Source organism: Alterotamlana spongicola (assembly GCF_035818475.1).
GTDB lineage: Bacteria > Bacteroidota > Bacteroidia > Flavobacteriales > Flavobacteriaceae > Cognatitamlana.
In genome coordinates, this window is sequence record NZ_JAYMGV010000001.1 from 1,487,110 (window position 1) to 1,512,949 (window position 25,840).

Annotated in this window: 13 protein-coding genes; 8 read left to right on the plus strand and 5 right to left on the minus strand. The window is 35.2% G+C overall.

Annotated elements, in window-relative coordinates:
• The first annotated feature begins 45 nt into the window (after positions 1 to 45).
• From VOI54_RS06555 to VOI54_RS06590, 8 genes are all read left to right on the plus strand, one after another.
• Complete coding sequence (locus VOI54_RS06555) at positions 46 to 1,671, plus strand: beta-N-acetylhexosaminidase (protein WP_326281923.1); 1,626 nt, start codon at positions 46 to 48, stop codon at positions 1,669 to 1,671.
• 10 nt (positions 1,672 to 1,681) lie between these two features.
• Positions 1,682 to 3,979, plus strand: coding sequence for a family 20 glycosylhydrolase (locus VOI54_RS06560; protein WP_326281924.1), 2,298 nt, complete (start codon positions 1,682 to 1,684; stop codon positions 3,977 to 3,979).
• Positions 3,980 to 4,005: 26 nt separating this feature from the next.
• A complete protein-coding gene (locus VOI54_RS06565; RefSeq protein ID WP_326281925.1) occupies positions 4,006 to 5,775 on the plus strand; it encodes a DUF4091 domain-containing protein in 1,770 nt (589 codons plus the stop codon).
• 614 nt (positions 5,776 to 6,389) lie between these two features.
• Positions 6,390 to 6,950 carry an RNA polymerase sigma factor gene (locus VOI54_RS06570; protein ID WP_326281926.1) on the plus strand — a complete coding sequence of 187 codons (561 nt, stop codon included), beginning with the start codon at positions 6,390 to 6,392 and terminating at the stop codon, positions 6,948 to 6,950.
• 69 nt (positions 6,951 to 7,019) lie between these two features.
• Positions 7,020 to 8,177 carry a FecR family protein gene (locus tag VOI54_RS06575; protein ID WP_326281927.1) on the plus strand — a complete coding sequence of 386 codons (1,158 nt, stop codon included), beginning with the start codon at positions 7,020 to 7,022 and terminating at the stop codon, positions 8,175 to 8,177.
• Positions 8,178 to 8,330: 153 nt separating this feature from the next.
• Positions 8,331 to 12,011: a SusC/RagA family TonB-linked outer membrane protein gene (locus tag VOI54_RS06580; protein WP_326281928.1), complete on the plus strand. Its 3,681-nt coding sequence runs from the start codon at positions 8,331 to 8,333 to the stop codon at positions 12,009 to 12,011.
• Between the two features lie 21 nt (positions 12,012 to 12,032).
• Positions 12,033 to 13,628, plus strand: a complete 1,596-nt coding sequence (locus VOI54_RS06585; RefSeq protein ID WP_326281929.1) for a SusD/RagB family nutrient-binding outer membrane lipoprotein — start codon at positions 12,033 to 12,035, stop codon at positions 13,626 to 13,628.
• A 520-nt stretch (positions 13,629 to 14,148) separates the two neighbouring features.
• A complete protein-coding gene (locus VOI54_RS06590; RefSeq protein WP_326281930.1) occupies positions 14,149 to 16,014 on the plus strand; it encodes a PLP-dependent aminotransferase family protein in 1,866 nt (621 codons plus the stop codon).
• 271 nt (positions 16,015 to 16,285) lie between these two features.
• Here the strand turns inward: VOI54_RS06590 and VOI54_RS06595 are convergent, their stop codons facing one another.
• From VOI54_RS06595 to VOI54_RS06615, 5 genes are all read right to left on the minus strand, one after another.
• The gene (locus tag VOI54_RS06595) at positions 16,286 to 19,591 is read right to left on the minus strand and encodes a VCBS repeat-containing protein (protein ID WP_326281931.1); all 3,306 of its coding nucleotides are present in this window, start codon (positions 19,589 to 19,591) and stop codon (positions 16,286 to 16,288) included.
• 103 nt (positions 19,592 to 19,694) lie between these two features.
• On the minus strand, positions 19,695 to 21,746 hold the full coding sequence (locus VOI54_RS06600) for a beta-N-acetylhexosaminidase (RefSeq protein ID WP_326281932.1): 2,052 nt from the start codon (positions 21,744 to 21,746) through the stop codon (positions 19,695 to 19,697).
• Positions 21,747 to 21,755: 9 nt separating this feature from the next.
• Positions 21,756 to 22,175 carry a hypothetical protein gene (locus tag VOI54_RS06605; RefSeq protein ID WP_326281933.1) on the minus strand — a complete coding sequence of 140 codons (420 nt, stop codon included), beginning with the start codon at positions 22,173 to 22,175 and terminating at the stop codon, positions 21,756 to 21,758.
• 7 nt (positions 22,176 to 22,182) lie between these two features.
• Entirely contained in the window at positions 22,183 to 24,105 is a 1,923-nt protein-coding gene (gene nagB / locus VOI54_RS06610) for a glucosamine-6-phosphate deaminase (RefSeq protein ID WP_326281934.1), read from the minus strand.
• Positions 24,106 to 24,214: 109 nt separating this feature from the next.
• Entirely contained in the window at positions 24,215 to 25,825 is a 1,611-nt protein-coding gene (locus VOI54_RS06615) for a RagB/SusD family nutrient uptake outer membrane protein (protein ID WP_326281935.1), read from the minus strand.
• Positions 25,826 to 25,840: the final 15 nt, after the last annotated feature.

Genomic DNA, 25,840 nt, shown 5'->3' on the forward strand with positions numbered 1-25,840 from the left:
GTGTTCGAGCACACTAATATTTTATTCAATTTTAATCTTAAAAACATGCAAGCAATTTATCGTTTAATCTTTGTCGTTATTTTATTAAGTAGTTGTAATGAAAAAAATAAGACATTCTCAGAGTCAGAAATAACAATACTTCCTCAACCAACTTCAGTAGCTTTAGGTAAATTTTCATTTTTATTAGAGGATGATATGACTGTATATGGTGACACTAAAGAAGCTAAAAAGGGAAGCGATTATTTTATCACATCTATTAAAGATTCAATAAAAATAAATCTTCAGAAAACCGATAAAGAAGCTGCAGATATTGTATTTAAATTAGACACTTCTCTTAATGATGAAGCGTATGATTTAAATATTGTTCCAAAACAAATAACAGTTAGTGCTAATGGGTATGGAGGTTTCTTCTATGGTGTCCAAACGATAAAGCAACTACTTTCAAAAGAAATTTCAGAAGAAAAAAATGAAACGAAATACTTAATACCTACAGCTAATATTAAAGATAAGCCTCGTTTTAAATGGAGAGCATATATGTTGGATGAGTCGCGATATTTTCACGGAGAAAAATTTGTAAAGCAAATGTTGGACCAAATGGCAATGTTAAAAATGAATGTATTTCATTGGCATTTAACAGATGATGCCGGATGGCGTATGGAAATAAAGAAATATCCTTTATTAACTAAAGTTGGTGCATTTCGAACAGATAGTGAAATTGAAACCTGGAAAAGCGGTAAAACTTCAGGTAAGGCACATGGCGGTTTTTATACCCAAGAACAAATAAAAAATATTGTGGCATATGCAGAAGAAAGGAATATTACTATAGTTCCAGAATTTGAAATGCCAGGGCATTCTAGTGCGGCAATAGCTTCTTATACTTGGTTGGGAACTGCAGGAAAAGATATTGATGTTCCTGTTAAATTTGGTAGACATTATGATAATTATGATGTAACTAAACCAGAAGTTGTTCAATTTATTAAAGATGTTTTAACCGAGATATTTGAGTTGTTTCCTTCTAAAGTTATTCATATAGGTGGAGACGAAGTGAGTTATAAATCGTGGGAAGATGCAAAGCATGTTCAAAAATACATGAAAGAGCACGGTATTAAAACACCTGCCGATTTACAAATTGCTTTTACAAATGATATCTCAAAATTTATAGAAGCTAATGGCAGGCGTATGATGGGATGGAATGAAATTATGGGAATTAACATTCATAAAGGTGTTGAAGAAAAAAAACATGACCAGGAAGCTGAAACAGAGTTGGCTAAAAATGTAGTTGTACATTTTTGGAAAGGAAATTTAGATTTAGCAACTCAAGCAGCTGAAAAAGGTTACGGTATTGTAAATTCATTACATAGTAATACATATCTAGATTATGGGTATAAGAATATTAGTTTAGAAAAGGCTTATGGTTTTAATCCAATTCCAAAAGGCCTGGAGAAGAAATATCACAACAATATTTATGGTTTAGGTTGCCAAATGTGGAGCGAATGGACACCTACAAGCAAAGATGTTGAAAGGCAAACATTTCCTAGGATTGCGGCATTTGCAGAAGTTGGATGGACAACATTAGAAAATAAAGATTATAAAAGCTTTAAACAAGCTCTTAAAAAAATACAGAAGTATTGGGACACCTTAGGGATTAACTATGCAAAAGTTTTAGAATAATCAAAAAAACATGAAACATACATTTTTATGCAAACTAGCATTTTTATTGATTATTGTTAGTTGTACACAAAAAACAAAAACATTTACAGAAGCAGAGGTTTCAGTGGTTCCAAAACCTATGGAATTGGCCTTAAAGCATCAAAGTTTTGCTTTTAAATCAAGCACCATCATTTCAGTACAGGATAGCTCACAACTTAAATCGGCTCAATTTTTAATCGATTTGTTTAATAAAGCTACTGGCTACGAATTTAAAATAGCTGAAAAAGGAGTCAAAGCACAAATAGAATTTGTTTTAGATACTGAATTAGAAGCTGAAGCTTACCTGCTTAATATAACGCCTAATAAAATCGTTATAAAATCTCGTGAAGGTGCAGGAGCTTTTTATGGAGTACAAACACTGAGACAATTATTGCCTTCAGGAATAGAAACGTCAACAAGTAACATTAAAGAATGGATGGTGCCTTGTACTATAATCAAGGATAGTCCTAGATTCTCATGGAGAGGCATGCATATGGATTTTAGCCGACATTTTTTCAGTCTAGAAGAAGTTAAGACTTTTTTAGATTATATGGCACTCTATAAGCTTAACAAGTTTCACATGCATCTTACCGACGACCAAGGTTGGCGCATAGAAATTAAAAAATACCCGTTACTTACTGAAAAAGGAGCATGGAGAACGGAAAGTAGCCACGATAAAGAATGTAATCGTTTGGCTAAGATTAACCCCATGTATACTATAGATAAACAACATTTTCATCAACGCGATGGTAAGAAAATGTATGGCGGGTTCTTTACTCAAGAGCAAATAAAAGATATTGTTAATTATGCTGCTAACTTGCATATAGAGGTAATCCCTGAAATAGATATGCCAGGGCATTTTAAATCGGCTATCGATAATTACCCGTTCTTATCATGTACTGGTGAATCCGGATGGGGCGATCACTTTTCACAACCTGCCTGTTTAGGAAAACAGACTTCTTATGAATTTGCTAAAGATATTTTAGCAGAAGTTGTAAATTTATTTCCTTCAGATTACATTCATATTGGTGGAGACGAAGTAAACATTGCCTCTTGGAAAGTATGCTCTCATTGCCAAAAAGCGATAAAAGACAATAATTTAAAAGATGAGCATGAACTACAGTCCTTTTTTAATAAAAACATTGAAAAGTTCTTAAACTCTAAAGGAAAGCGTCTTTTAGGGTGGGATGAAATTGTTGAAGGCGGATTAACAAAAGACGCCACAGTCATGTGGTGGCGAAACTGGGCTCCTAAAGCACGCTATATAGCGGCCGATAATGGTTCAGACATTATTATAACACCCGATTTTGAATATTATTTCGATTTTAAGAACGAAGCAACACCTCTTGAAAAAGTATATAAATACGAACCCGTTCCCGAAGACTTTACAGAAGCTCAAACTAAACAAATACTTGGCGTACAAGCCAATTTATGGTCAGAGTACATTCCTAATTTTCAACGTCTACAATATCAGGCATTTCCTAGAATGTTAGCTTTAGCGGAATCTGGTTGGACTGGCAAAACAAATAAGGGTTACGATAATTTTTTGCAACGCATGGAGATGCAATATCAGCGTTTAGATAGTTTAAATATCACATACTATATTCCTTCTGTAAATGGATTACCGAACAAAATTGGTTTTATAGACGAAGCAGTAATAACTTTGGAAGCTCCTTTAGAGGATATGAGTATTCATTACACATTAGATGGAAGTACACCATCCAAAACGTCTCCTAAATATACTGGTCCCATTCACGTTAAAGAAAATGCAACCATTAAAACAATTGCATACAGAGGTAATGTATCAAGTGAAATAAAGGCTGCGACCATAGAAAAACAAATCTTTATTACAGCTTTAGACGTATCTCCCAAAATAGGTAAAATAAATAGATGGTTAGACTTAGATGCTTTTAAAATTGTAGAAGATATTAAACTTCCTAAAAACCCGAAATGGGAAGCCGTTAGTAATATAGATTTAAAAGGATTTGAAGATAAAGACCAGCTTTCTATGGTTTTTAAAGGGTACTTTTTAGCGGCAGAAGATGGTTTATATGAGTTTACAACCAAATCAGACGATGGGAGTTTACTTTATATTGGTGATAAGTTAGTTGTTGATAATGGTGGAAATCATGCAGCAATCTTAAGAGATGGTATGGTTGCATTAAAAAAGGGGTGGCACCCCATAACTATAAAATTTCATGAAGCATCAGGCGGTAGTGAGTTGAGTGTTTGGTATAAATCACCAAATAGTGAAAAACAACTTTTAAAAGATAAGGTCTTAGGGTACTAAATACATGATTATTAAAATTATACAATATGAAATCTATTCTTTATATTCTTTGCTTTAGTTTAGTATTAAATTGCCAACAAAAAAAAGAGATTGTTGTTGCCCAAACATATCAAGAACCCAACGACCCCTCTCCTGATACTGATCAAAACTGGACAGAAATTACTAAGGGCATGCACGCCTCTTTGGTGTCAACAAATATTCGATTTGTAAAAAGTAAGATTCCAGAGGTCAATCAAAGCAATTCATGGAAAGGTGAAGCATGGAAGGGCGAACGCATTTCTACCCAACTCGTACTATGGTCTAACGATTCTATCACGAACACGAGTATAGAGGTTGTCGATTTTGTTTCAAACTCAGGAAGTAAACTTCCTGCAAGCATTGCTCGAACCCACTTTGTAAAATATGTAATCACTGATGAATTTGCGGGTGGATGTGGATACAGAAAACCAGAGGATTTTGCATCTTCTTTAGCTGCAGACGCTTTTGACCCAATAAGTTCTTATGCAGTAAAAGCAAAAGAAACAAGACCAGTTTGGATTACTATTGATGTGCCTCATAATGCTGAATCTGGTACTTATAAAAGTATTGTCTCTTTAGATATTGAAAATCAAAAGACTCAACAATTTGAATTGATACTTCATGTCTTACCTAAAGAGTTACCAAAAGCAACGGATTGGAAATTTCATTTAGACCTATGGCAAAACCCTTATGCAGTAGCGCGTTTTCATAATGTAAAGGCATGGTCTCAAGAGCATTGGGGCTTATTAAAACCGCTGATGAAACGATTGGCTAATGCAGGCCAAAAGGTAATTACAGTGTCTTTGAATAAGCGCCCTTGGGGAGGTCAAACATTCGACCAATTTGAAGCTATGATTGATTGGAAAAAGAAAACCGATGGGTCTTGGGAATATGATTTCACAAATTTTGATAATTGGGTGCAATTCATGATGGATCTTGGAGTTAAAAAGCAAATAAGTTGTTACTCAATGGTACCGTGGGGAAATGAATTCTACTATTTTGATGAAGGTGAGAATAAAGAAGTGAAAATAAAAGCGCCTCCAGGAACAAAACCTTATGAAGACCTATGGGTTCCTTTTTTAACAGCATTTAAAAAACATTTAGTAGAAAAAGGCTGGAATAACATTACCAGAATTGCTATGGATGAGCGTGGCCCAAAAGAAATGAAGGCCATGTTAGAATTACTTAATGAATATGCACCAGAATTTGGAGTGTCTTTTGCAGATAATCATAAAAGCTACAAACTATATCCTAATGAATTAAAGGACATGTCAGTTGCTTTTGGTCATCCGGTTGACAATGAAGATCTAGTAATAAGACGTGAAAATGGCTATGTAAGCACACATTATGTATGCTGTTCCGATGGTTTTCCAAATACTTTTACGTTTTCAGCTCCAGCTGAAGGGTTTTTCATTGGTTGGTATACTATGGCTGCAGATTTTGACGGGTTTTTACGATGGGCTTATAATAGTTGGGTGGAAAATCCATTACAAGATTCACGATTTAGAGCGTGGCCTGCCGGAGATACTTATATAGTGTATCCAGATAACCGTAGTTCTATTCGATTTGAAACTTTACGAGATGGTATTGAAGATGCTGAAAAAATAAGAATTCTAAGAGAAGAACTAAAAACCAATAATATGTTGGATGAACTAGATTATTTGAATGGAGTTGTTGCTAAATTTAATATAACAACAAAACCTGATGATCTAGAAGGAATGCTTAAAGATGCTAAAAATACACTGAATGTTTTGGCTAAAAAATTAACAATTGATTAATGTTAACTATAGTTTTAATACTGTTGGTTTAACTATTCTATTAATCTAAATATCGCTGAAAACGCACATTTTATTATGGAGAAACTATTATAGTTATAATTTGAAATTATATAAATATATTACATCTTCTGTATTTGCTTGTATCAAAGGAATTTTAAAAGTATCGTGATTCTGTGTGTTTCGCGATATTTCATAATTAACGTCCCGCCCAGACCGCAAAAATTGTAAAAGAAAAGCGCTGAGAAATTAGAGCTTTTTTGTTTTGAGGAGGTTTTTAAGGATCAAGGGCAATAGTTGTGTTTAGGTAAAAATTGTAGTTAGTCTAACGAGATATTATTCTGAATATTTTAGTTATAAGGTATCCCAAAATGAATAAGTTAAATTTAAACATGTTATTTTACTTTAATAAAAATCAAAGAATAAATTTGATAAATCTGTCCTCATGTTTAGGCTTACTTATTTAAAAATGTATCGGTGTTTTTTGATTAAGACAAACTGAAAAACATAGTGTTGATTGAATATTAATGCTTTAAGGGCTATACAACGACTTTTAATAAGTAGCATTAAAGATTTAATCAAAAAATATTATGTTTGCAGGAGTAAAAGTGAACAGATTGAGTGATGATTATCAAATACTACCCTCCACTAATTTAAGGAGTGTTTTTAAAACATATTATAAAGCGCTGACTTCTTATGCTCATAATTATATTGACTCAAGTAGCGAATGCCAAGATATTGTACAAGAGGTTTTTATTTCGATCTGGGAGAAAAAGACAACATTCTCTAACGAAGTTAGTTTAAAAGTGTATCTCTACAAATCTGTAAGAAACAAATGTTATGATAGCATTAAGCACAAAAAAGTAAAAGAAACCTATGCAAAAAGAGTTCTGCAAGAGCTTAAAGATGACAATATTTTTGTAAAACACGTACTGGAAGAAGAAATGACATTAAAGCTTTATAAAGCAATTGAAACGCTTCCTAAAAGAAAAAAAGAAATTATTAAGTTAAGTCTTGGTAATTTAAATAATAAAGATATTGCTGATAGATTAAATATTAAACTTCAAACAGTAAAAACGCTTAAATCTCAGGCATATAAAGCTCTTCGGAAACTTTTTAACGAAAAAGCCCCCATAATAAACTGCCTTATATTTATAGCTGAAAACATAAAATTTTAAAAAAAAATACGTTCTAAATAGTACTCTTTTAAATCTTAGTCGTTCTTAAATACATAAACTACTTTATTGATGAACGATATATTTGAAGTTGCTAAGTTACTTGTCAAGAAAAAAATGAAGGCTTTGACAAGTCATGAGAAGCAAAGCTTGAAGAAGTTAGAAGAGAAATTTCCATTTGCCAAAAAAATAAGTTATGGCAAAATTTTAAATAAAATAAGTTATTATGATACTCTTAGTAATAAAAAGGGTTGGAAATCAATAAAGGCCAAACAATCTGAATCTAGTCGTTCAGCTTCCATTTCCTTAGTAACTAAGAGTTGGTTAAAATATGCGGCCATAATTATAGTACTGCTTGGACTTGGAAGTTTTATATATACCATTTCTATTAATTCTTCTTTTTTCAATAATCAAATATCAAATGATCTTCCGAAAGTTGTATTGAAATTGGAAAATGGGTCTTTTGAGGAAATAGATACCAACAAAAAACGAAAAATCTTAGACGCCCAGGGCAAAATTATCGGTACCCAAAAAGGTGAAAAATTAATTTACGGAGAAACAATTGGAAAGGATAATGGTGTGTTGATTTACAATGAACTGATTGTTCCTAACGGAAGGAAGATGGAATTATTGCTTTCTGATGGAACCTATATATACGTTAATTCAGGCAGTACTATTAAGTATCCCGTTAGATTTATAGATGGCCAGGAACGCCAAATTTTTTTAAAGGGAGAAGCCTTTTTCGATGTGGCAAAAGACACGACTCATTCTTTTATAGTAAATGCGAAAGATATAGATGTTCAGGTTTTAGGTACAAAATTTAATATGTCCGCTTATGAGGACGATGATCTTATTAATACGGTTCTGGTAGAAGGTTCAGTTAATGTGAATTCAATAGCCAACAAAGCACTTTTATCAAAGTTAGAACCAGGATATATGGCTTCTTGGAATAAAGATAAGGAAACCTTAAACATTGAGTCGGTTAATACAGAGATTCATACAAGTTGGATAGACGGCAAACTTATTTTTGAAGATGTGCCCTTTAAAGAAATTACTAAAAAACTAGAAAGACATTACAACGTCATTATTAATTATGATAATAAAGAACTCGAATCTGAAAGATTTGATGCTAAGTTTGATATTGAAACCATAGAAGAAGTATTTGAAACCTTCGCTAAAAAGGACTCTTTACAATTTACCATTGAGGATAACCTGATAACTATTTATTAAATAACCCTTTAAACTTTTAAAATGCCTATGATATAAACTATACTAAAAACAAAGATCTATTTATTAGAAAAATCGGAAAATGCGGCTACATTTCCCGATTGGAATAAAAATGATTTAATACAAAATTAAACCAAATAATATCGCATTAAATATATGAAAAAAATAACCAACCCATGGGTCACGTTTGACTACAAATTTAAATTTGACTTAAAAATGAAACTAACTACACTTTTCTTAATGGTTTCTCTTTGTTATGTAAACGCAAATTCCTATTCTCAAAATGCTAGGATTACACTTAATCTTCAAGGTGTTAGCGTAAACCAAGTGTTAGATAATATTGAATCACTTTCAGAATTTAAATTCTTGTTTAAAAGAAAGGAAATAGATGTTAAAAGAATAGTATCAATTAAAGTTAAAAAACAACCTATTTCATCTATTCTGAAAAATTTATTTGAGGGTGAACAGGTAGATTATAAAGTGTTTAACAAACAGATTATACTAAACCAAGCTTCTAATATACCGAATGCTGGATATAAAACTGTAAAAAAAGATCAGCAACCAAGTGTTACAGGTAGTGTTACAGACCAAAATGGGCAGCCATTACCAGGTGCTACCATACAGGTTAAAGGCACACGCATAGGAGTTGCTACAGATTTTGATGGAAAATATAGTCTGGAGCTCCCGGACAACTCAAAGTATCTTGTGTTTTCTTATGTAGGAATGTCAACTCAAGAGATTGAGATAGGCACACAATCAGTTATCGATGTCATAATGAAAGAAGATGCCAGTACCTTAAATGAAGTAGTAGTTACCGCTTTAGGTTTAAAAAGGCAAAGTAGAGAATTAGGATATGCTACTCAAGGAGTAAGCGGAGAGTCTCTTGTACAAGCTTCTTCTCCAGACATTATTACAGCTCTAAGTGGTCAAATTGCAGGTGTAAATATTTCTGTGCCAGATGGTGTTGAAGGCTCTAGCTCCAGAATAATAATTAGAGGAAATAATAGTATTAAGGGAGATAATCAGCCCCTTATTATTATTGACGGTGTACAACAATCTAACGACTTTATTGAGCGCGATAATTTTTCTGGATATACAGATTGGGGAACAGCATTGAATAATGTAAATTCATTCGATATAGAGAATCTGGAAGTGCTTAAAGGTCCAGCAGCAGCAGCTTTGTATGGAGCAAGGGGCTCAAATGGTGTTGTGCTTATTACAACAAAAAAAGGAAGTAAAAGAGAGGGGCTAGGAATTAATTACTCCACACGTTTCAGAATTACTAGTGCAACCAGATACAGAGATATTCAAAATGTTTTCGGTTCAGGAGGCCCTATTACACCTAATGATAGTGCTAACCCGTCACTTCCTGTTAACGGCGATGGAGAATTTATTTTACCCGGGGTTTGGGGGACAACTTCACCTCAGCACTCAGGTGGTTTAGGTCTTGGAGGCAGAGCTACTTGGGCAGACTTTAGTTGGTATGCTTCTGGAGTGTCTTGGGGACCCAGAATGGAAGGCCAGTTAGTACGTTGGTGGGATGGTGAATTACGATCATTTTCGCCACAGCCCAATAACATAAAGGAATATTTTAGAACAGGAACAAATGCAGAACACAATATATCTTTCTCAGATGCAGGGAGTTTTGGATCTGTACGAGTATCCTTAACCCATCTGGACCATCAATCAGTTACACCTAATAGTGATTTTAAGCAAAATACAATAAACATTGGGTCTGCTCTAAATATTTCTGACAGATTAAAAGCAGATGTCGCTTTAACATATTTTGATTATTCAAGGAAAAATTCTCCAATATTGGGCGATGCTAACGATAGTTGGGGAAAAGCAACATTATATTATTATCCAAGGAACTACAAGGTTTTGGATAAGGGAATTTACGAAAACGAAGATGGATCAAGAAACGACTTGGCGGGTTATGGAAATAATTATTGGGGGAATTCCCAATATTTATGGTGGAATACTTACCATGATAACCGCTATTTAGATAGAAAAAAATTACTTGGTTCTCTTACTCTAAATTATGAAGCGACTAATTGGCTGTCTCTAATGGGAAGAATTGGTATTGAAGATACCAGAGAGAATTTTTCGAGACAAAGAGATCCAGTGGATGTTTTTGGTTTATTAGATGCAGCATATACACGATCATTAACGAACAAGTCGGTTATAAATACAGATTTTCTAGCAACTTTAAGGAAAGACAATATACTACCTAATTTTAATGCCAGTTTGTCTTTAGGAGGCGCTTCTCTTGCTATTAGTAATTATGGAATAAATGCTGCCAGAGGAGAAATAGATAAAGGTGAAGCACAAGTTGCTTATCCTTTCCAGTTTTCTTTTAATAACGTAGAAGATGGTTCTCAAATAGATGCGGAAGAGATTTTTTACGATAAAAAGATAAATTCATTGTTCTCATTTTTGGATCTATCATATAAAGACTATTTATTCTTGCAGGTAACAGGTAGAAATGATTGGTCGTCAACCTTACCTAGCAGTAATAATTCTTATTTTTATCCATCAGCGAATCTAAGTTTTATCGCTACAGATGCCTTTGATTTAACAAATATAAAATGGCTAAGCTTTGCTAAACTTCGTCTTGCTGTTGCTCGTACAGCAATAGATACAGACCCTTTTAGTACAGCTGCGATTTATGATCCTGGGAATTTTGCAGGCAATCCTACAGTATCATTACCGGACGTAATACCTCCAATTAATTTAAAACCTCAAATTTCAGATTCTTATGAAGCTGGACTTTCTTTGGGAATTGATAATAACAGGTTTAATGTTGATTTTACATACTATAAAACAAAGTCCTTTAATCAAATATTAGAATCACCAGTTCCTATTTCAAGTGGAGCCTCATCATATATGTTTAATACAGGGGAACTAGAAAATAAAGGTGTTGAAATTCAATTTAATGGTAGAATTATAGATAATCCTAATTTTAGATGGAATATGTCCATTAATTATGCCAGGAACAAAAACTTTGTTGTAGCACTAGATGAACAAGCTGAATTTCTCGAACTTGCAAATCTATGGGGGGTTTATGGACCTTCAGTGCGGGTTAAGCCTGGAGATCAATATGGAACAATTTATGGTTATGATTACCAGTTGAATGAAAATGGAGAAAGATTGGTGAGCGATGATGGTCATCACTACCTTACCACCGATGAGAAAGTACCATTAGGCAATGCCACTCCAAGTTTTGTTGGAGGAATAAATAATACCTTAAGCTATAAGAATTTCTCACTTGGAATTAATATTGATACTAAATGGGGAGCAGATGTATTTGCAGGGACTTATGCCAATTCAATTTATAATGGGCAAGCACCAATTACAGTAAATGAACGCTTAGGTGGAGGCTTGCCTTTTACATCAACCGATGGTTCTACAAGTAATATTGGTGTAATTTTAGATGGTGTACATGCTAATGGACAACCAAATACTACAGTGGTTCACCCTATTTGGAAATATGTTGGGAACTATGGTAGTGCCTGGGGGGATAGAACGGCATTAGTTAACGGAGAATATGAGAATCAAAAATTTTTACATCGCGAAGTGGTTATAGATAATTCTTGGGTAAAGTTAAGACAGGTTTCATTAAATTATACTGTACCTAAAGAGCTGCTTGCAAAAACAAAGATTTTTCAAAGTTTGAATTTTTCGCTTGTAGGTAGAGATCTACTATACCTCTACCAAAATATGCCTGATAATATAAACCCTGAAGGACTTACCAATGTTGGTAATGGGCAAGGCGTTGAGTGGGGTGCATTACCCGGGTTTAGCTCATTTACCATAGGGTTAAATGCATCATTCTAATAACTTTTTAATTTTAAAATTATGAAAAACAAAATATACGCATTACTCGTTTTATTCGGATTGTTATTGGCTGGTTGTGATAAGGGTTTTGAAGAATTAAATGAATCGCCAGACAGGCCCGTTACAGCAGATTTATCCGCTGTTTATAATAAGATATCAAATAGCTTTAGGAATATAGGAACAGAACAAACATTTCTTAGGAACGAATTACTTTTACCAAGTACACAATTAACTGGTTTGTCTCGTAGAATTGGTGTTGATCCGATTTCACGAACTCAAGGTAGTCTTTGGGAAAATTATTATAAAGCTTTAAAGAATATTGTATTTTTAGAAAGAGAAATAGCAGCTTCTGAAGGTTTAAATACCTTTTCTGCAGAGGCAATGCTTAAAATTGCAAAAGCTTTTTTAACTTTAAAAATTACCGATCTCTATGGAGATATACCATTTACCGAAGCTGCACATGGATTTGTTGTAGGTGAAGATCAGGTTCTTCGACCTGTCTACGATGACTCAAAAAGTATCTATTTAGCTTGTTTGGAAGATTTGAAATGGGCAAGTGATAATATTAATACAACTGGAGATGGTACACTTCTTAGTTTTGCAGGAGTAGACTCTTACTATGGTGGCGATTTGCTTAAATGGGAAAAATTAGCAAACACTTTGCGTTTGCGTTATGCATTAAGAATAAGTGAAAAGGAGGCAGCAATAGCTGATGAAATAATTTCTGAAATTCTTGGTGGTGGTAAACCTGTTATAGAAGGAACTTCCTCTACATCCGAGGATTTTTATTATAATAGAATTAGTGCAGATGATCGCTCATGGTTACAACCAGCTTTTCGTGCAGCAGGGTCTAATGGTGTGCGATTAGGAGAGAATATATGGAACTTTATGTCCGATAGCGATGCACAAGATGGTTCGGGAATTTTTGATCCAAGGCTGTATATCTACTTCGAACCTAATAAGGATGACTTATGGATTCCTGTAACTCAAGATTTTGATGCGGTTGATCCTGTCGATGACGCCGATATTTATCATGGGTCAAGAGCAAACGATTATCATAATGAAAGACATTTGAATCATTATGCTGCAATAAATACCAATTTTGTCTTTTCGAGAACCAATAGAGTACCTGTCGTAACATCATCTGAAGCCTACTTTTTGAAAGCTGAAGCCTATGCTAGAGGTATTGGTGTTGCAAAAGATATGACCTTGGCAGAAGAAAACTATTATAATGGTATAAGAGCATCTGTAAATTATTGGTATGAGGTTGTTGATGATTTAGAGAAGTGGCAATATCCTATAACTATTAGTATGCCTCCAACGGAAACTGAAATGAACAATTTCCTGAGTCATGCACAGGTTGCTTTTACAGGAACAGACGATGAAAAATTGAATAAAATTTATGGTCAGCGCTGGGCATCCTTATTTTGGCTACCAGAAGAAGCTCATTTTCTGCAATCCAGGACAGAACGCACACCTTTAATTGGTAGTAGAGGGGACTTTTATAGAATGCCATATCCTGAGACCGAAGAAGCGAATAATAAGCAAAACTTTGATGCGGCGGTCACAAAGATGGGCGGCAACGGATTTGACATAAAGTTATGGTGGATGAAGTGAAAGCATTTAATAAATTAGAGTTATAGTTAGTTTATTATAATTAGTTTTTTATTTGATTTAAAGGAGGGTATATGCCCTCCTTTTTATTTGACCTGCTTTGTCTCGCCCTGAAATAGCGTTACACAAAAATGTAACATTATGAAAGTCCGATGTATCGGAATTAGGATGCTTTTTTGTTTTCATAAGAACGGAACGTATAATTGCTCGGTATCCAAACATAGAGCAATTTTAATATTCAGGAAACTTAATACTATCCTGGGAACCGATATCGATATGGTATGCCATGGGAAAAAGTACTATAAAACAACTCAGAAACAGGGACTGAAGTAGATTTGACATTGTTCTATGGTTTGTTGCGCTATAAATTAATATAACATTTTTCTTATATTTGATTCGTATTTAAGCTACTCCCAACGAAGTATTTTTTGATAGCACTCCATATGAATGTTATGAGATACTTGTGTTTTCTTTTCTTATTCTTTTACAAACAGAAGGTTATCTTATATAAAAACCAACAACGATGAAAGATACAAAGAAAAGCACAGTGCCGTACGGACCAAAACAAGAACCCTGGGATCAACAAACCCCTGACTGGTCTGGAGTTACCGGACCTCTTGAAAATCCAATTCCAATTTATGATGCAGTACCTCCAAGAGATGTACATGGGGATTTCCCTAAGATCGATTACAGCAAGTTTGAAATTCCCCCGGAAGGCTTATCTGCAACTGAATATAATGCGGCGATGTCTGAATTTGAAAGCTTTATTAAGACACAGCATAAACGGTTTACCGGGTATCAAACCAATGAGTATATTGAAGGAAATGATGAATTGTCATGGTTGTTGAATATACACACCAATAATGTTGGAGATCCGTTTACTACGGGTATTTTTTCATTAAACACAAAATTTGTGGAGCGCGCTGTTCTGGATTATTTTGCAGCATTATGGCGCGCTGACTGGCCTTATAATGAGACATCCGGCGATATAGACAGATATTGGGGCTATGTCATGTCTATGGGGTCTACCGAAGGTAATATTTATGCTCTGTATAATGGCAGGGAATATCTTAGCGGTGGTAAATTAATTATTGACCCTGAGAGCGAACAAAAGACCCGGGAAAAATTAAAACGCGGTAAATTTGCTTTGGAAAAAACATATAAACTGATACGGCCTGTTGACTATTATGAGAACCCAAACAAATACAAACCTATTGCGTTTTATTCAGAAGATACGCATTACTCCGTTATAAAGGGGGTAAGTGTATGCGGTGTGGTTAACTTTTCTGAAGCAGGTAACACCCATTACCCTAAAGAATGCCCAATAACCAAAGATGGTGTTTGGCCGGACGAAGTGCCTTCTCATAATTTTAACCATGATGATCCAAAATCCGGAACTATAGATGTAGACGCTTTAAAAGCATTAGTGAACTTTTTTGCCAAAAAGGGACATCCTGTTTTAATTGTACTCAATGAAGGTTCCACATGGAAAGGCGCTTATGATAATGTACCTGAAGTAGATGCTATGCTTAAAGAGCTGGGGCAAACCTATCCCTGGCTATGGGAACGTGAGGTTAACTATAAGATAGGCAATGATACGCATACTGATATAAGACGGGGGTTCTGGTTGCATATTGACGGTGCTTTGGGTTCTACATATTTACCTTTTTTAAGAATGGCCAAAGCACAGGGTAAATTACCTGATGATAAGCCTGTTCCTGAATTTGATTTTAGTATAGATTCAGTGATGAGCATTGTTTCGTCCCTGCATAAGTGGATTGGAGCTCCGTGGCCGGGAGGAATCTATATGACCAAAAGAAAATTTCAATTGAGTCCACCGGACACAGCCGGTTATATTGGATCGCCGGACACTACGCTTGGCGGATCAAGAAACGGGTTTTCACCTATGCTCTATTGGAAGTATTTTGCAAAAAAAAGCTATTCAGAAAACATTACCAGGGCTTTAAAAACAGAAGCAGTAGCTGTTGAATTTGAAACTAAAATAAAACTATTGGAAAAAGAGCTGCAAGTTCAGTTCCCAGAGGATAATGTTGATCTTTGGATCCATCGTTCCGCTTTATCGTTAGCGGTTCTGTTTAGAAAGGTCAATAATGATATTACCTATAAGTATACGGTGGACTCAGAACGTATCTGTGTGCCTTATGAAGATGATGGCGTACTGTATGCCGAAGAGCGAACCTATTCTCATGTGTACTCTATGACTTCCCTGGGAGAATACGGACTGGTTGATAAATTGATCAATGACATCAGAGAGGCCTGTAAGGACGGGTGGAAAAATGCATTCCCGGGCCATTGGATAGAAGATGGAAAAGAAGTACATAATCCCGGGAAACGGCATGAAATTCATGGCGCATTACAAGCGTTATAGTATAAAGGAAAAAGAGAAAACCAAAACAGATAGGCTGGTATTTGATAGGGCCTAAAACAAAAAAGCACATGTACAAACTGGTATGTGTGCTTTATTTATTGGTTTTTATTTTGGAACGCGATACAATTGCGCATCAGCAGAGAGCATTATAAGAGTTATAGTATAATATTAATAAGAGAGTCAGGATATATCAATTTATGACAGGTTTGCTTTTCAGAACCAGGTGGTTTATGTTCTGTTAATATAGTATTATTCATGACTGATGTATACTTTAAAAGCTTGATTTGAATTTTAGGATGTTTAGGCCACTGTTTTTATTTAGTATGATGATATGTAGCTGATTTTGAATTTTAATTTTCTTGACGGTTTTGGCTTCTTTATTATTAAAATAGCTCATATCGTTATAATGTTTAAGGCCTACATCTTTATTTCCTAATAATACATAGCCGGTTGAAGCATCATATCTAATGGTTTCTACCTCGGCATCATAAACGTTTCCAACCCCAAAAACATCTGAATAACCATCGCCGTTAATATCCAGGATTTCAAAACCTAGAGTTGGACTAAACTGCGCTTGAACAGGAAGAGCTTTTATGTCAAAAGTGCCATCTTCTCCCTGTTTTAAAAGGATTGAACTAAAATGCTCTGCTTTATAATGAAGTGCTTTCTTTAAGTTGTTTGCGCCATAGATATCAGGTAGGGTAGATGTGGCAAAGGCCTTATAGGTTTTTAGTTTTTCATTAATGAATGGAGTTTGTTGAGAGGAACATTCTTTGCCTCGGACTGGGAGTAAATCACCAGTTTTTGATACCTTACTAAGTACAACATCAAAGGTTTTATTGTCATCAAAATAATCCGCATAAATATGTAACGGTTTATCTTTAGTAGGGTGAAACTTGTTATTGTTTCCCCAATTACCAATAAGATAGTCCGGAAGCCCGTCATTATCAATGTCGGTTTGTGCTATGGTCTGATACCAGCCGTTTAGGTCACTTAAGCCCTGAACCTCTTTTTGTTTAAATATATTGGTATTGTTTTCAAAAAACACAATACCCATCCATTCGCCAACAGCAATTAGGTCTAAATCCCCATCGGTGTCAAAATCTGTAAAAACAGCATCATTAACCATTCTTAGACCTGATGTCTCCGGCAATAGTTCTGTGGTAACATCCTTTAAAATTCCTTTTTGGTTCTCAAATAATTTAGAGTTTGAGGCTAAGGGATATTTGCCGTGTATAACGGCCCCGGCAATAAAGAGGTCCTGATCACCATCTTGATCCCAGTCAGCAAAGATTACCTTTTTTGTCCCGTAAAGGTGCTCGGGTAATACTTCCTTTTTGAAGTGGCCTTTCCCATCATTTTTATATAACCGGTCTTGTAATAACCTGCTGTTTTCAGGGATTTCATAACCTCCGGAGGCTATATATAAATCTAAATCTCCATCATTATCAATATCAACAAATACAGCATCAGTATCTTCAAAAACCTGGTCAGCATCAAATACATTTTTATTGGATTGGGCAAATGTTCCGTTTGCTTTTTGAATGTACAGTGCTCCTGATTCTCCTTTTGCATTGCCAACAAAAAAGTCATCTAAACCATCATTATTAATATCACCAACAGCCAATGGGGTGCTTTTTTCTGATTGCTTTTGCGGTAGTAATAACTGTAACTTATAATCATCAAACAGGTTTTCCTTTTGAGTATAATGTATTCCGATTTCTGAGGGGGTAATGCTTTCAAACAGGGTGTTGTCCTGCAATTCTGAATTTAGATTTTTGTGACTGTCAGAATATTTTAATGTGACGGTTTGGTTTGCGTCAATAGCTGTAATAAATTGCTGGTTGTTATCAGGCCATGTTACCAAAATACTATCAATTTTATTCTGGTTGCCAATACCAAAATGCAATTTGTTAGTCACTGAAGATTGGTAGCCCCTGCTTACAAAGAGTGTTTTAGATTGTTGCAAACCCTGTGTGTAGACAGTTACGGAACTCCCAATACCGTTTGGGTTTTTGTGTGCGCCTTCTAACCGGAAATTGATGAAGTTGCCATTTATATTATTTCTGTAAATTGAAGCTGCTTCCCCTTGATTATTTAAAACGATATCTAAGTCGCCGTCATTATCTAAATCGGCATATACAGCACCACAGGAATTTATTTTTTTGTCAAGCCCCCAATGTTGTGTTTTATTGTTAAACCCTAAGTTTTTATTGTTTTGAAAGATGTAATTACTCAGCTTAGCAGAAGGCATCATGTTTATAGCCTCATCTAATGATACTTTTTTCCGGTTTTGAATATTAGTTCTCATTTGATTCCTGAAATCCTGATTTGAAAGATCGTTTTCAATACCGTTGGTAATCAATAAATCGTTATAACCATCATGATCAAAATCTGCTATTAACGGAGCCCAGCTCCAATCTGTTTTTGCAATTCCGGTTAGTTGTCCTATTTCACTAAAATAACCATTCCCGTTATTGAGCTGAAGCATGTTTGACATGTACTGATGATGGTAGTTGTTATTGACTAGAAAATTAAATTGATCGGTACTCATAGTGGCCATATTCTCCTTACCCCGAATATGGTCTTCAGCCAACATATCCAAAACCACTAAATCCGGTTTTAGGTCGTTGTTGATATCGGCATAATCTGAGCCCATGCTATTGGCAGAAATGTGTTTGAATCTGGTAAGGACCTCATCTTTAAACGTACCATTACCTTGATTTATATATAAAAAATCAGGTTCCAGAAAATCATTTGCTACAAAAATGTCCTGAAGATTATCGTTATTAAAATCACCAATGCTGGCACTTAATCCCCAGGCTTTATTTTCTATACCGACTTCTTTAGTGACGTTTGAAAATATTTTGCCATCATTTCTAAATAGCTGATCAGAATGAAAGGCTTCTTTGGTTGCCAGTACTGCAGGATTAACAGTTATATTATTTCTGAAATCGGCCCGGTGATTCACCAAATACATATCCAGATCGGAATCATTATCATAATCAAAAAAATAGGCTTGAACTGAGAAGCCAAAATGATCTAATCCGTATTGGGCAGCTTCTTCTTTAAAGGTATTGTCCTTTTGATTTATAAACAGTTTATTTTTTCTGAGTTGGTGGCTTTTTAAGGATCCCGACTTGCATACATAAATATCCAACCAACCATCATTGTTTATATCAATCATAGAAACTCCGGTTGTCCAGCCCTCACTATCTTCAACTAAAGCCTTAGTGGTGATGTCTTTGAATTTAAGATCGCCGGTATTTAGATATAGTTTATTGGATTCTTGATTTGAGCTAAAATAGAGATCATCCAGCCCGTCATTATTAATATCCCCTACGGCTACTCCCGCACCGTTGTATATATACGCATAATTTAGAAAGTTGAAATACAGATCTTCAGTTACCGTATTTTTGAAATCAATACTGGTGTGTTCGGCATCAATTAAGCTAAAAAGGGTACGCTTTTTTACGTTTTCATTTTCTTTTTCACAAGCAAAGCTTATAAAAAGTAAGATAAACAGAGCACATTTAAGAACCACGGATAGTTTATATGAATATTGTTTTATTTCCATAAGTTTAAATTCCGGATGCTTTGGTATTATTGTACTTTAATTTGCTGCTTTATAGAATAGCCAGCCACATTTTGTTGATCCACTACCTACTATTAAGATCATTTTAGTTATTGTTTTTATAAAAATGTGTTTGACAAAAGGTAACTAACTTATTCAAAGCGTTAATTATTGCTACTTCAACATCAGCCACGGGAGAATTTAAGATAGTAATTAAATTTTTAATAGCAGCTATATTTTCTTTAGAAATATGTTTACTCTGAATAGCTTTTAAGAGGCGATTAGAGCCTTCAGAAATATTTTCAGATAAGGTGTTTAACGGAGTTATTTTCGGATTTTTTTGAAGCTGTGAAAAGCGGTCATGGTTTTTTGACCATAAACGTAAATAGGATATGATTTGATCCTCATGATTAGAACCTTCAACATAACTTGAAACAGCATGGTTAAATTCTAAAGCGTCCTTAGCGTCTACCACACAGGCATCGGCAAATAAATTAAAAGGAGAATACGTTTTGTATTCTATACCGCCTTTGTTGCGTTGATATACCTTTAAAGGCTCACAAATATTGGCTAGAGTAATAAGCGATGCTATGTCTTGATTATTTGTCATACCTCTTAAAATAACAGCTCTGTTTTTAATATGGGTTAAGCCTAGTTCTTCCAGGTTAAAAGATACTGTTCTTAGGCGTTTTTTCATATTTTCAATATCATTTACTGTTTTAGCAGACCAAAAACGTTCTGAAATAGCAGCGGTTCGCGGCCAGATTCTGGAATCTATAGTTTGTGGTGTTACCAGTTCACTCCACATAGTGGCCTCACCGCCTAAAATTCTTGAGCGTTCTTTGTTTGTTAATTGAATATCTCCAATAGGGTCTACAGTATAATGATGTTCTACAGACAGCATTCGGTCTATATAATAGCCATTTGATAAAACGGTTTGATAACCTTTTTTTGCAGCTGTGATTAATGAACCTCCATCTGGTAATCCTTCATTTTTGCCACGCCAGGAATGAATGACAGCTGTTGTTGGCATATCGGGAGTCATGATCTCATCCCAACCCATTAATTTTTTTCCAAGAGCATTAAGAATCTTTTCCAACTTAATATTAAAGTAGGTTTGCAGATCATGATTGGTTTTTAGTTTATGCTTTTGTTTGAAGGTTTGAATGTCCTGATTTTCATTCCAGTGTTTACCTTCATTTTCGTCGCCTCCAATATGGAAGTATTCATCAGGAAATAACCGTGTTACTTCTTTAAATAAATTTTCAAGAAATTCATAGGTAATATCTTTAGTGGGATTCAAAGTGGGGTCAAAAATACCTGAATAGCGTTCAATGGTATAGTTGTAACCTGTTTTGCTCCCCAGTTCAGGGTATGCTGTTAAAATTGCAGAAGCGTGACCGGGAACATCAATTTCGGGGATAACACGAATTCCTAAATGGTTAGCATAGTCCACAACATCTTTAATCTGTTCTTGAGTATAATACAGGCCATCTGAGGCTAATTCCTGTAACTTGGGATACACCTTTGATTCAATTCTAAATCCTTGGTCGTCTGTTAAGTGCCAATGGAAAACATTCATTTTAACAGAAGCCATAGCGTCCAGGTTGCGTTTAATAACGTTTACCGGTTGGAAATGCCTGGAAGCATCAATCATTAAACCCCGCCAAACAAATCGGGGAGTATCTGTAATAGTCACACCAGGGAAAAAGTATTCTGAGGCATTGTGTTTTGTTAATTGCAATAAGGTTTGCAGGCCCCTGATGGCTCCTATATCTGTTTTGGCACTAATTTCAATTATGGAATCTTCAATTTTTAAAGTATAAGATTCATCGGTTTTTATATTAAGATCTGAAATACTATCAAAGGCAATATGTATTGATCCTTTTTTATTTTTTAAAGGAAAGCCTTCTTTTAAAAATACACCGGTCCGGTTACTTAGGCGTCTCAGAAAACTAATGGCAGCATTACGAACTCGTTTTGAATTTTCAGTATTTGTTGAGATCGTAATGTCGCTATTAATAATAAACTTAGCAGAGTTTTCCTTTATTTCTTTTGGCCAGGGCATCAAATCATATTTGCTGGATAAGGACGATTGAGTATAGCTCCATTTACTCAACATTCCGGTGAATACAATAAGTAATATGATTTTTTTCATTATTTCTTTTTAATGGATTCGGATATATTTTTCTGTTATTTCTCTATTAATTCCAGCTTCTTTAACGTGTTCTAATCCGGTTTGGATCAGGCTGTCTTCTTTAATGTGTATTTTGAATGAAAACTCATGGTCTTTCATGCTTTCTACAGATGTGAAGTTTAAAGTCTCTGTATAATTGCTTCCATCAAAAGTGTAGGTTCCGCCACCGCCGTAAAATTTTTCATTCCCGTTATTCTGCTGATTAAAAAAAGCAAAATGTGTGTCATTAATAATTTTAATAAATCGGGTTTGACTCAAATCTTTTATTTTTAATGAATCATTTTCAAGAACTTCGGCGTGGACCATTTTCCAGGTGCCAATAATTTTGTCAGGTTGTTTTTTACAATTCAAGAGTATCAGGGGTAAAAAAATAAGAGCATATATTTTCATTTGGGTTTTAAAAATAGTAGCGTTTAAAAGCTTCAATGGCTGCGTAATCTGCTAAGCCCAAATCATTATATTTTTTAGCTGTTAACCGGTTTCTATCCTCTGCACGAACCCAAAATTCTCTTGAATCTCCGCCTTGAAACATCACCCCGTCTTTTTGTGACTGGTGGTAGAAAATAGCATGCCGTTTTCTTAGCACCTGATCGGGGCTCATTGGAACGGCCATTTCAATTTCATAAGATTCCCATTCATGCCACGCGCCTCTATATAGCCAAACCCAACAGTCACTCATATAATCATTTTGCTTTAATACGTTGAGAGATTGAAATAATGCATCTAAGCAAACTTTATGAGTGCCGTGTGGGTCAGCTAAATCTCCTGCTGCATATATTTGATGTGGTTTAACAGATGCAATCAGGTCACACATAATATCTATGTCATTTTGTGAAATATTGTTTTTCTTGATTGTTCCGGTTTCATAAAAAGGTAAATCCAAAAAATGAACATGTTTATCATTAAGTCCTAAATATCTGGTAGCAGCCAGTGATTCGCCTCGCCTGATCAGCCCCTTTAATTGGCGTACTTCAACAGAATCAATATCATTATCTGTTTTGATTTTTAAAAAATTGATAATGCTTTGTGTGTCTTCACAGTCCGGACAAAGGGATTGTGTGATTTCAGCAAATTTCATAGCTTCCTCATCAGAAACAGCAATATTTCCTGAAGTTTGATAGGCTATATGTACCTCATGCCCCTGTTCTACCAGCCTGTCAAAAGTGCCGCCCATTGAAATAACATCATCATCTGGATGCGGACTAAAAATGATAACGCGTTTTTTAGGGATACTTGCGCGTTCAGGTCTGTTGGAATCATCAGCATTTGGTTTACCTCCAGGCCAACCGGTAATGGTGTGCTGAAGTTTATTAAACATTTTTATGTTTAGGTCATAGGCAGTACCTTCTTCTGTAAGAAGTCCGGACATGCCGTTATTGTTGTAGTCTGTGTCGGTGAGCTTTAATATAGATTTATTGGTTAATTCGCTCAACCAAACCACGGCCTTAAGCTTTAAAGCGTCATTCCAAACACAATTGGTAACCAGCCATGGCGTTTTTACCCGTGTTAACCTTGATGATGCTGCCTCATCAATGATAAAGGTGGTATTATTATGATTTTGCAGGTAGGTTGCAGGGACTTCAGAATTTATTTCGCCTTCGATGGTCTTTTTGAGAATTTCAGCCTTATTGCCTCCCCATCCTAAAAGGATAATTCGTTTAGCCCCTAACACGGTACCTATACCCATGGTAATGGCTTTTCTTGGGACGTTTTCAATTCCTAAAAATGCGGGGGCGGCATCCACTCTGGTAATATGGTCTAAAGTAATACTCCTGGTTCCTGAATTGAAATGAGATCCCGGTTCGTTAAAACCTATATGCCCGGTTCTGCCAATGCCTAGTAGCTGAAAGTCCAGGCCTCCAATAGCTTTTATTTTCATTTCATAATCTATGCAGTACTGGTAAAGATTTTCAGTGTTAACAATGCCATTAGGAATGTTAATATTCTCGGGTAAAATGTCTATATGATTAAACAGGTGTTCATGCATGAAATAAAAGTAACTTTGTATGTTACCTTTGTCCATGGGGTAGTATTCATCAAGATTAAAGGTAATGACATTTGCAAAGCTTAATCCCTCTTCGTTATGCATACGAACCAATTCTTCATAAACTTTTATGGGAGAAGAACCGGTTGCTAAACCTAAAACACAGGGCCTGTTTTGCTGCTCCTTTTCTCTAATCAATGTGGCTATTTCTTGCGCTACAAGAATGGAAGCTTCTGTAGAGTTTTTGAAAATAATATTATGTATTTTTTCAAAACGAGCTTCTTCAAACTGACCAGCTTTAGAATATGCTATATTTTTATGATCTGCAATTTTCACAGTAAAGGTGTTTTCTGTTAATGATATTTTAGTTAAAGCAAACGGAAAACCTAGGCTCTCCGTTTGCTTAATTAATTACAAACTAAACTATTGACTAAATCAACTTAAATTAAAAATTAGGTCCTCCGGTATCCCACCATAAACGTGTACCACCATTGTCTGGGCCTCCAAGTTTTGTTACTGCATCAGCTACACCATCAGGGTTTGTTGATAACTCACTATCAACAAATGGAATTCTTCTTATTTGGATATCCGTATCTACTAATCCCCCACTTTGGTTGCTTACCACCGGAAAGATTTTTGGATATCCGGTACGTCTATATTCACTCCAGGCTTCCTGGCCTTCAGGGAACATGGCAATCCATTTTTGTGTAATAATTCGTTCCAGCTTTTCTTCGTCAGTTGCACCTGCATCCCAAGCAATAGTTATAGTGCTTAATGCTGTTGCGCTGTTGCCTGCATTAACCGGATCTATATAATCTGCAGGTGTTGATGTGTTGTCATTTATATAATCTGAAGAACCACTTGCACCATGTTGATCAAATGATAATTCTATGCCGGTTTCATAATTTGTTTGCGCATCACCGGCGCCAGCCCATCCTCTTAAAGCGGCTTCTGCTTTTAAGAAGGCTACTTCTGCAGCAGTCATTAACTGAACGGTTGAAGTGTGTATGTCATCGTTGATTACTGCAAAAGTGATATAATCTGCTTTCTGTTCTAGCTCACCAGCATATCCAGGTAATAAAGGTAATCCTGATCTAATTCCTTTTAATTCACCTGGAACTACAGGGATTGTAATATTGTCATTTGGATTTACTTCCTGGAAAAATGCATCAGCTCTAGAGTCATCATATCCAGTCAATATAGATTCCATTGAAGCATTCATTCTAATATCTCCCCATGAATTATCTATGATAGACAACGGATGGTCTAATGAGCTGTTTACAAAAAAGCTGTCAGGATTTGATTCCATTACTCCTAAGGATTGGCTAAGTGCTTTTTCACCTTCGGTTTTTGCTTTTGCAGGGTCTATTTTTGAGATACGAATTGCTAAGCGCAGACGTAATGAATTAGCCAATTTCACCCAATTGGTGTAATTGCCATCATAGGACAAATCAAAAGCTGTAAACCTGGGGCTATCAATATCAGCCATAAGATTTGAAACTGCTGTATCCAAGTCAGTAAAAAAGGCGTTATAAACTTCTTGTTGTGAGTCATAAACACCGGCATTTTCCAGATCTCCAAAATTAGAATATACAATCGGGCCAAAAACATCCGTAACACGATGCATGGCTGCCACCTTTAAAATAAGAGTCACGGCATATAATGTAGGAAACTCGCTTTCAGTTAATTCACTTATGGCATCTACATTATTCATGACATTAGAATAAGGGACACTCCAGATAAAATTATTCCAACCGCTAATTAAACTGTATGTGGTATTATTAGCTCCGGCTACAAAAGGCCTGGGATTTGTTAAGTATCCTGAGTATACATCGGCATTTAGGTTTTGTTGTAATTGATAAGACCAGGCCGGGGTATATTGATAAATATTCTCAAAAATGGGTTTGTATTTAGAGCCAACATGCTGAAAATCTACTTCCAGCTGTTCTTGTGTTATATTTCTTTCGTTTACATTGAATTGTTCTAAATCGCTACAAGATGTGCTAACCAGACCCAATACAACTAAACATACTAGTATGTTACTTATTTTTTTCATCATCATTTTAATTTT

What these genes read in the sequence shown, in the direction of transcription:
- VOI54_RS06555 (WP_326281923.1), top strand. Translation starts at nt 46, where the DNA reads ATGCAAGCAATTTATCGTTTAATCTTTGTCGTTATTTTATTAAGTAGT.
- VOI54_RS06560 (WP_326281924.1), top strand. Translation starts at nt 1,682, where the DNA reads ATGAAACATACATTTTTATGCAAACTAGCATTTTTATTGATTATTGTT.
- VOI54_RS06565 (WP_326281925.1), top strand. Translation starts at nt 4,006, where the DNA reads ATGAAATCTATTCTTTATATTCTTTGCTTTAGTTTAGTATTAAATTGC.
- VOI54_RS06575 (WP_326281927.1), top strand. Translation starts at nt 7,020, where the DNA reads ATGAACGATATATTTGAAGTTGCTAAGTTACTTGTCAAGAAAAAAATG.
- VOI54_RS06580 (WP_326281928.1), top strand. Translation starts at nt 8,331, where the DNA reads ATGAAAAAAATAACCAACCCATGGGTCACGTTTGACTACAAATTTAAA.
- VOI54_RS06585 (WP_326281929.1), top strand. Translation starts at nt 12,033, where the DNA reads ATGAAAAACAAAATATACGCATTACTCGTTTTATTCGGATTGTTATTG.
- VOI54_RS06590 (WP_326281930.1), top strand. Translation starts at nt 14,149, where the DNA reads ATGAAAGATACAAAGAAAAGCACAGTGCCGTACGGACCAAAACAAGAA.
- VOI54_RS06595 (WP_326281931.1), bottom strand. Translation starts at nt 19,591, where the DNA reads ATGGAAATAAAACAATATTCATATAAACTATCCGTGGTTCTTAAATGT.
- VOI54_RS06600 (WP_326281932.1), bottom strand. Translation starts at nt 21,746, where the DNA reads ATGAAAAAAATCATATTACTTATTGTATTCACCGGAATGTTGAGTAAA.
- VOI54_RS06605 (WP_326281933.1), bottom strand. Translation starts at nt 22,175, where the DNA reads ATGAAAATATATGCTCTTATTTTTTTACCCCTGATACTCTTGAATTGT.
- VOI54_RS06615 (WP_326281935.1), bottom strand. Translation starts at nt 25,825, where the DNA reads ATGAAAAAAATAAGTAACATACTAGTATGTTTAGTTGTATTGGGTCTG.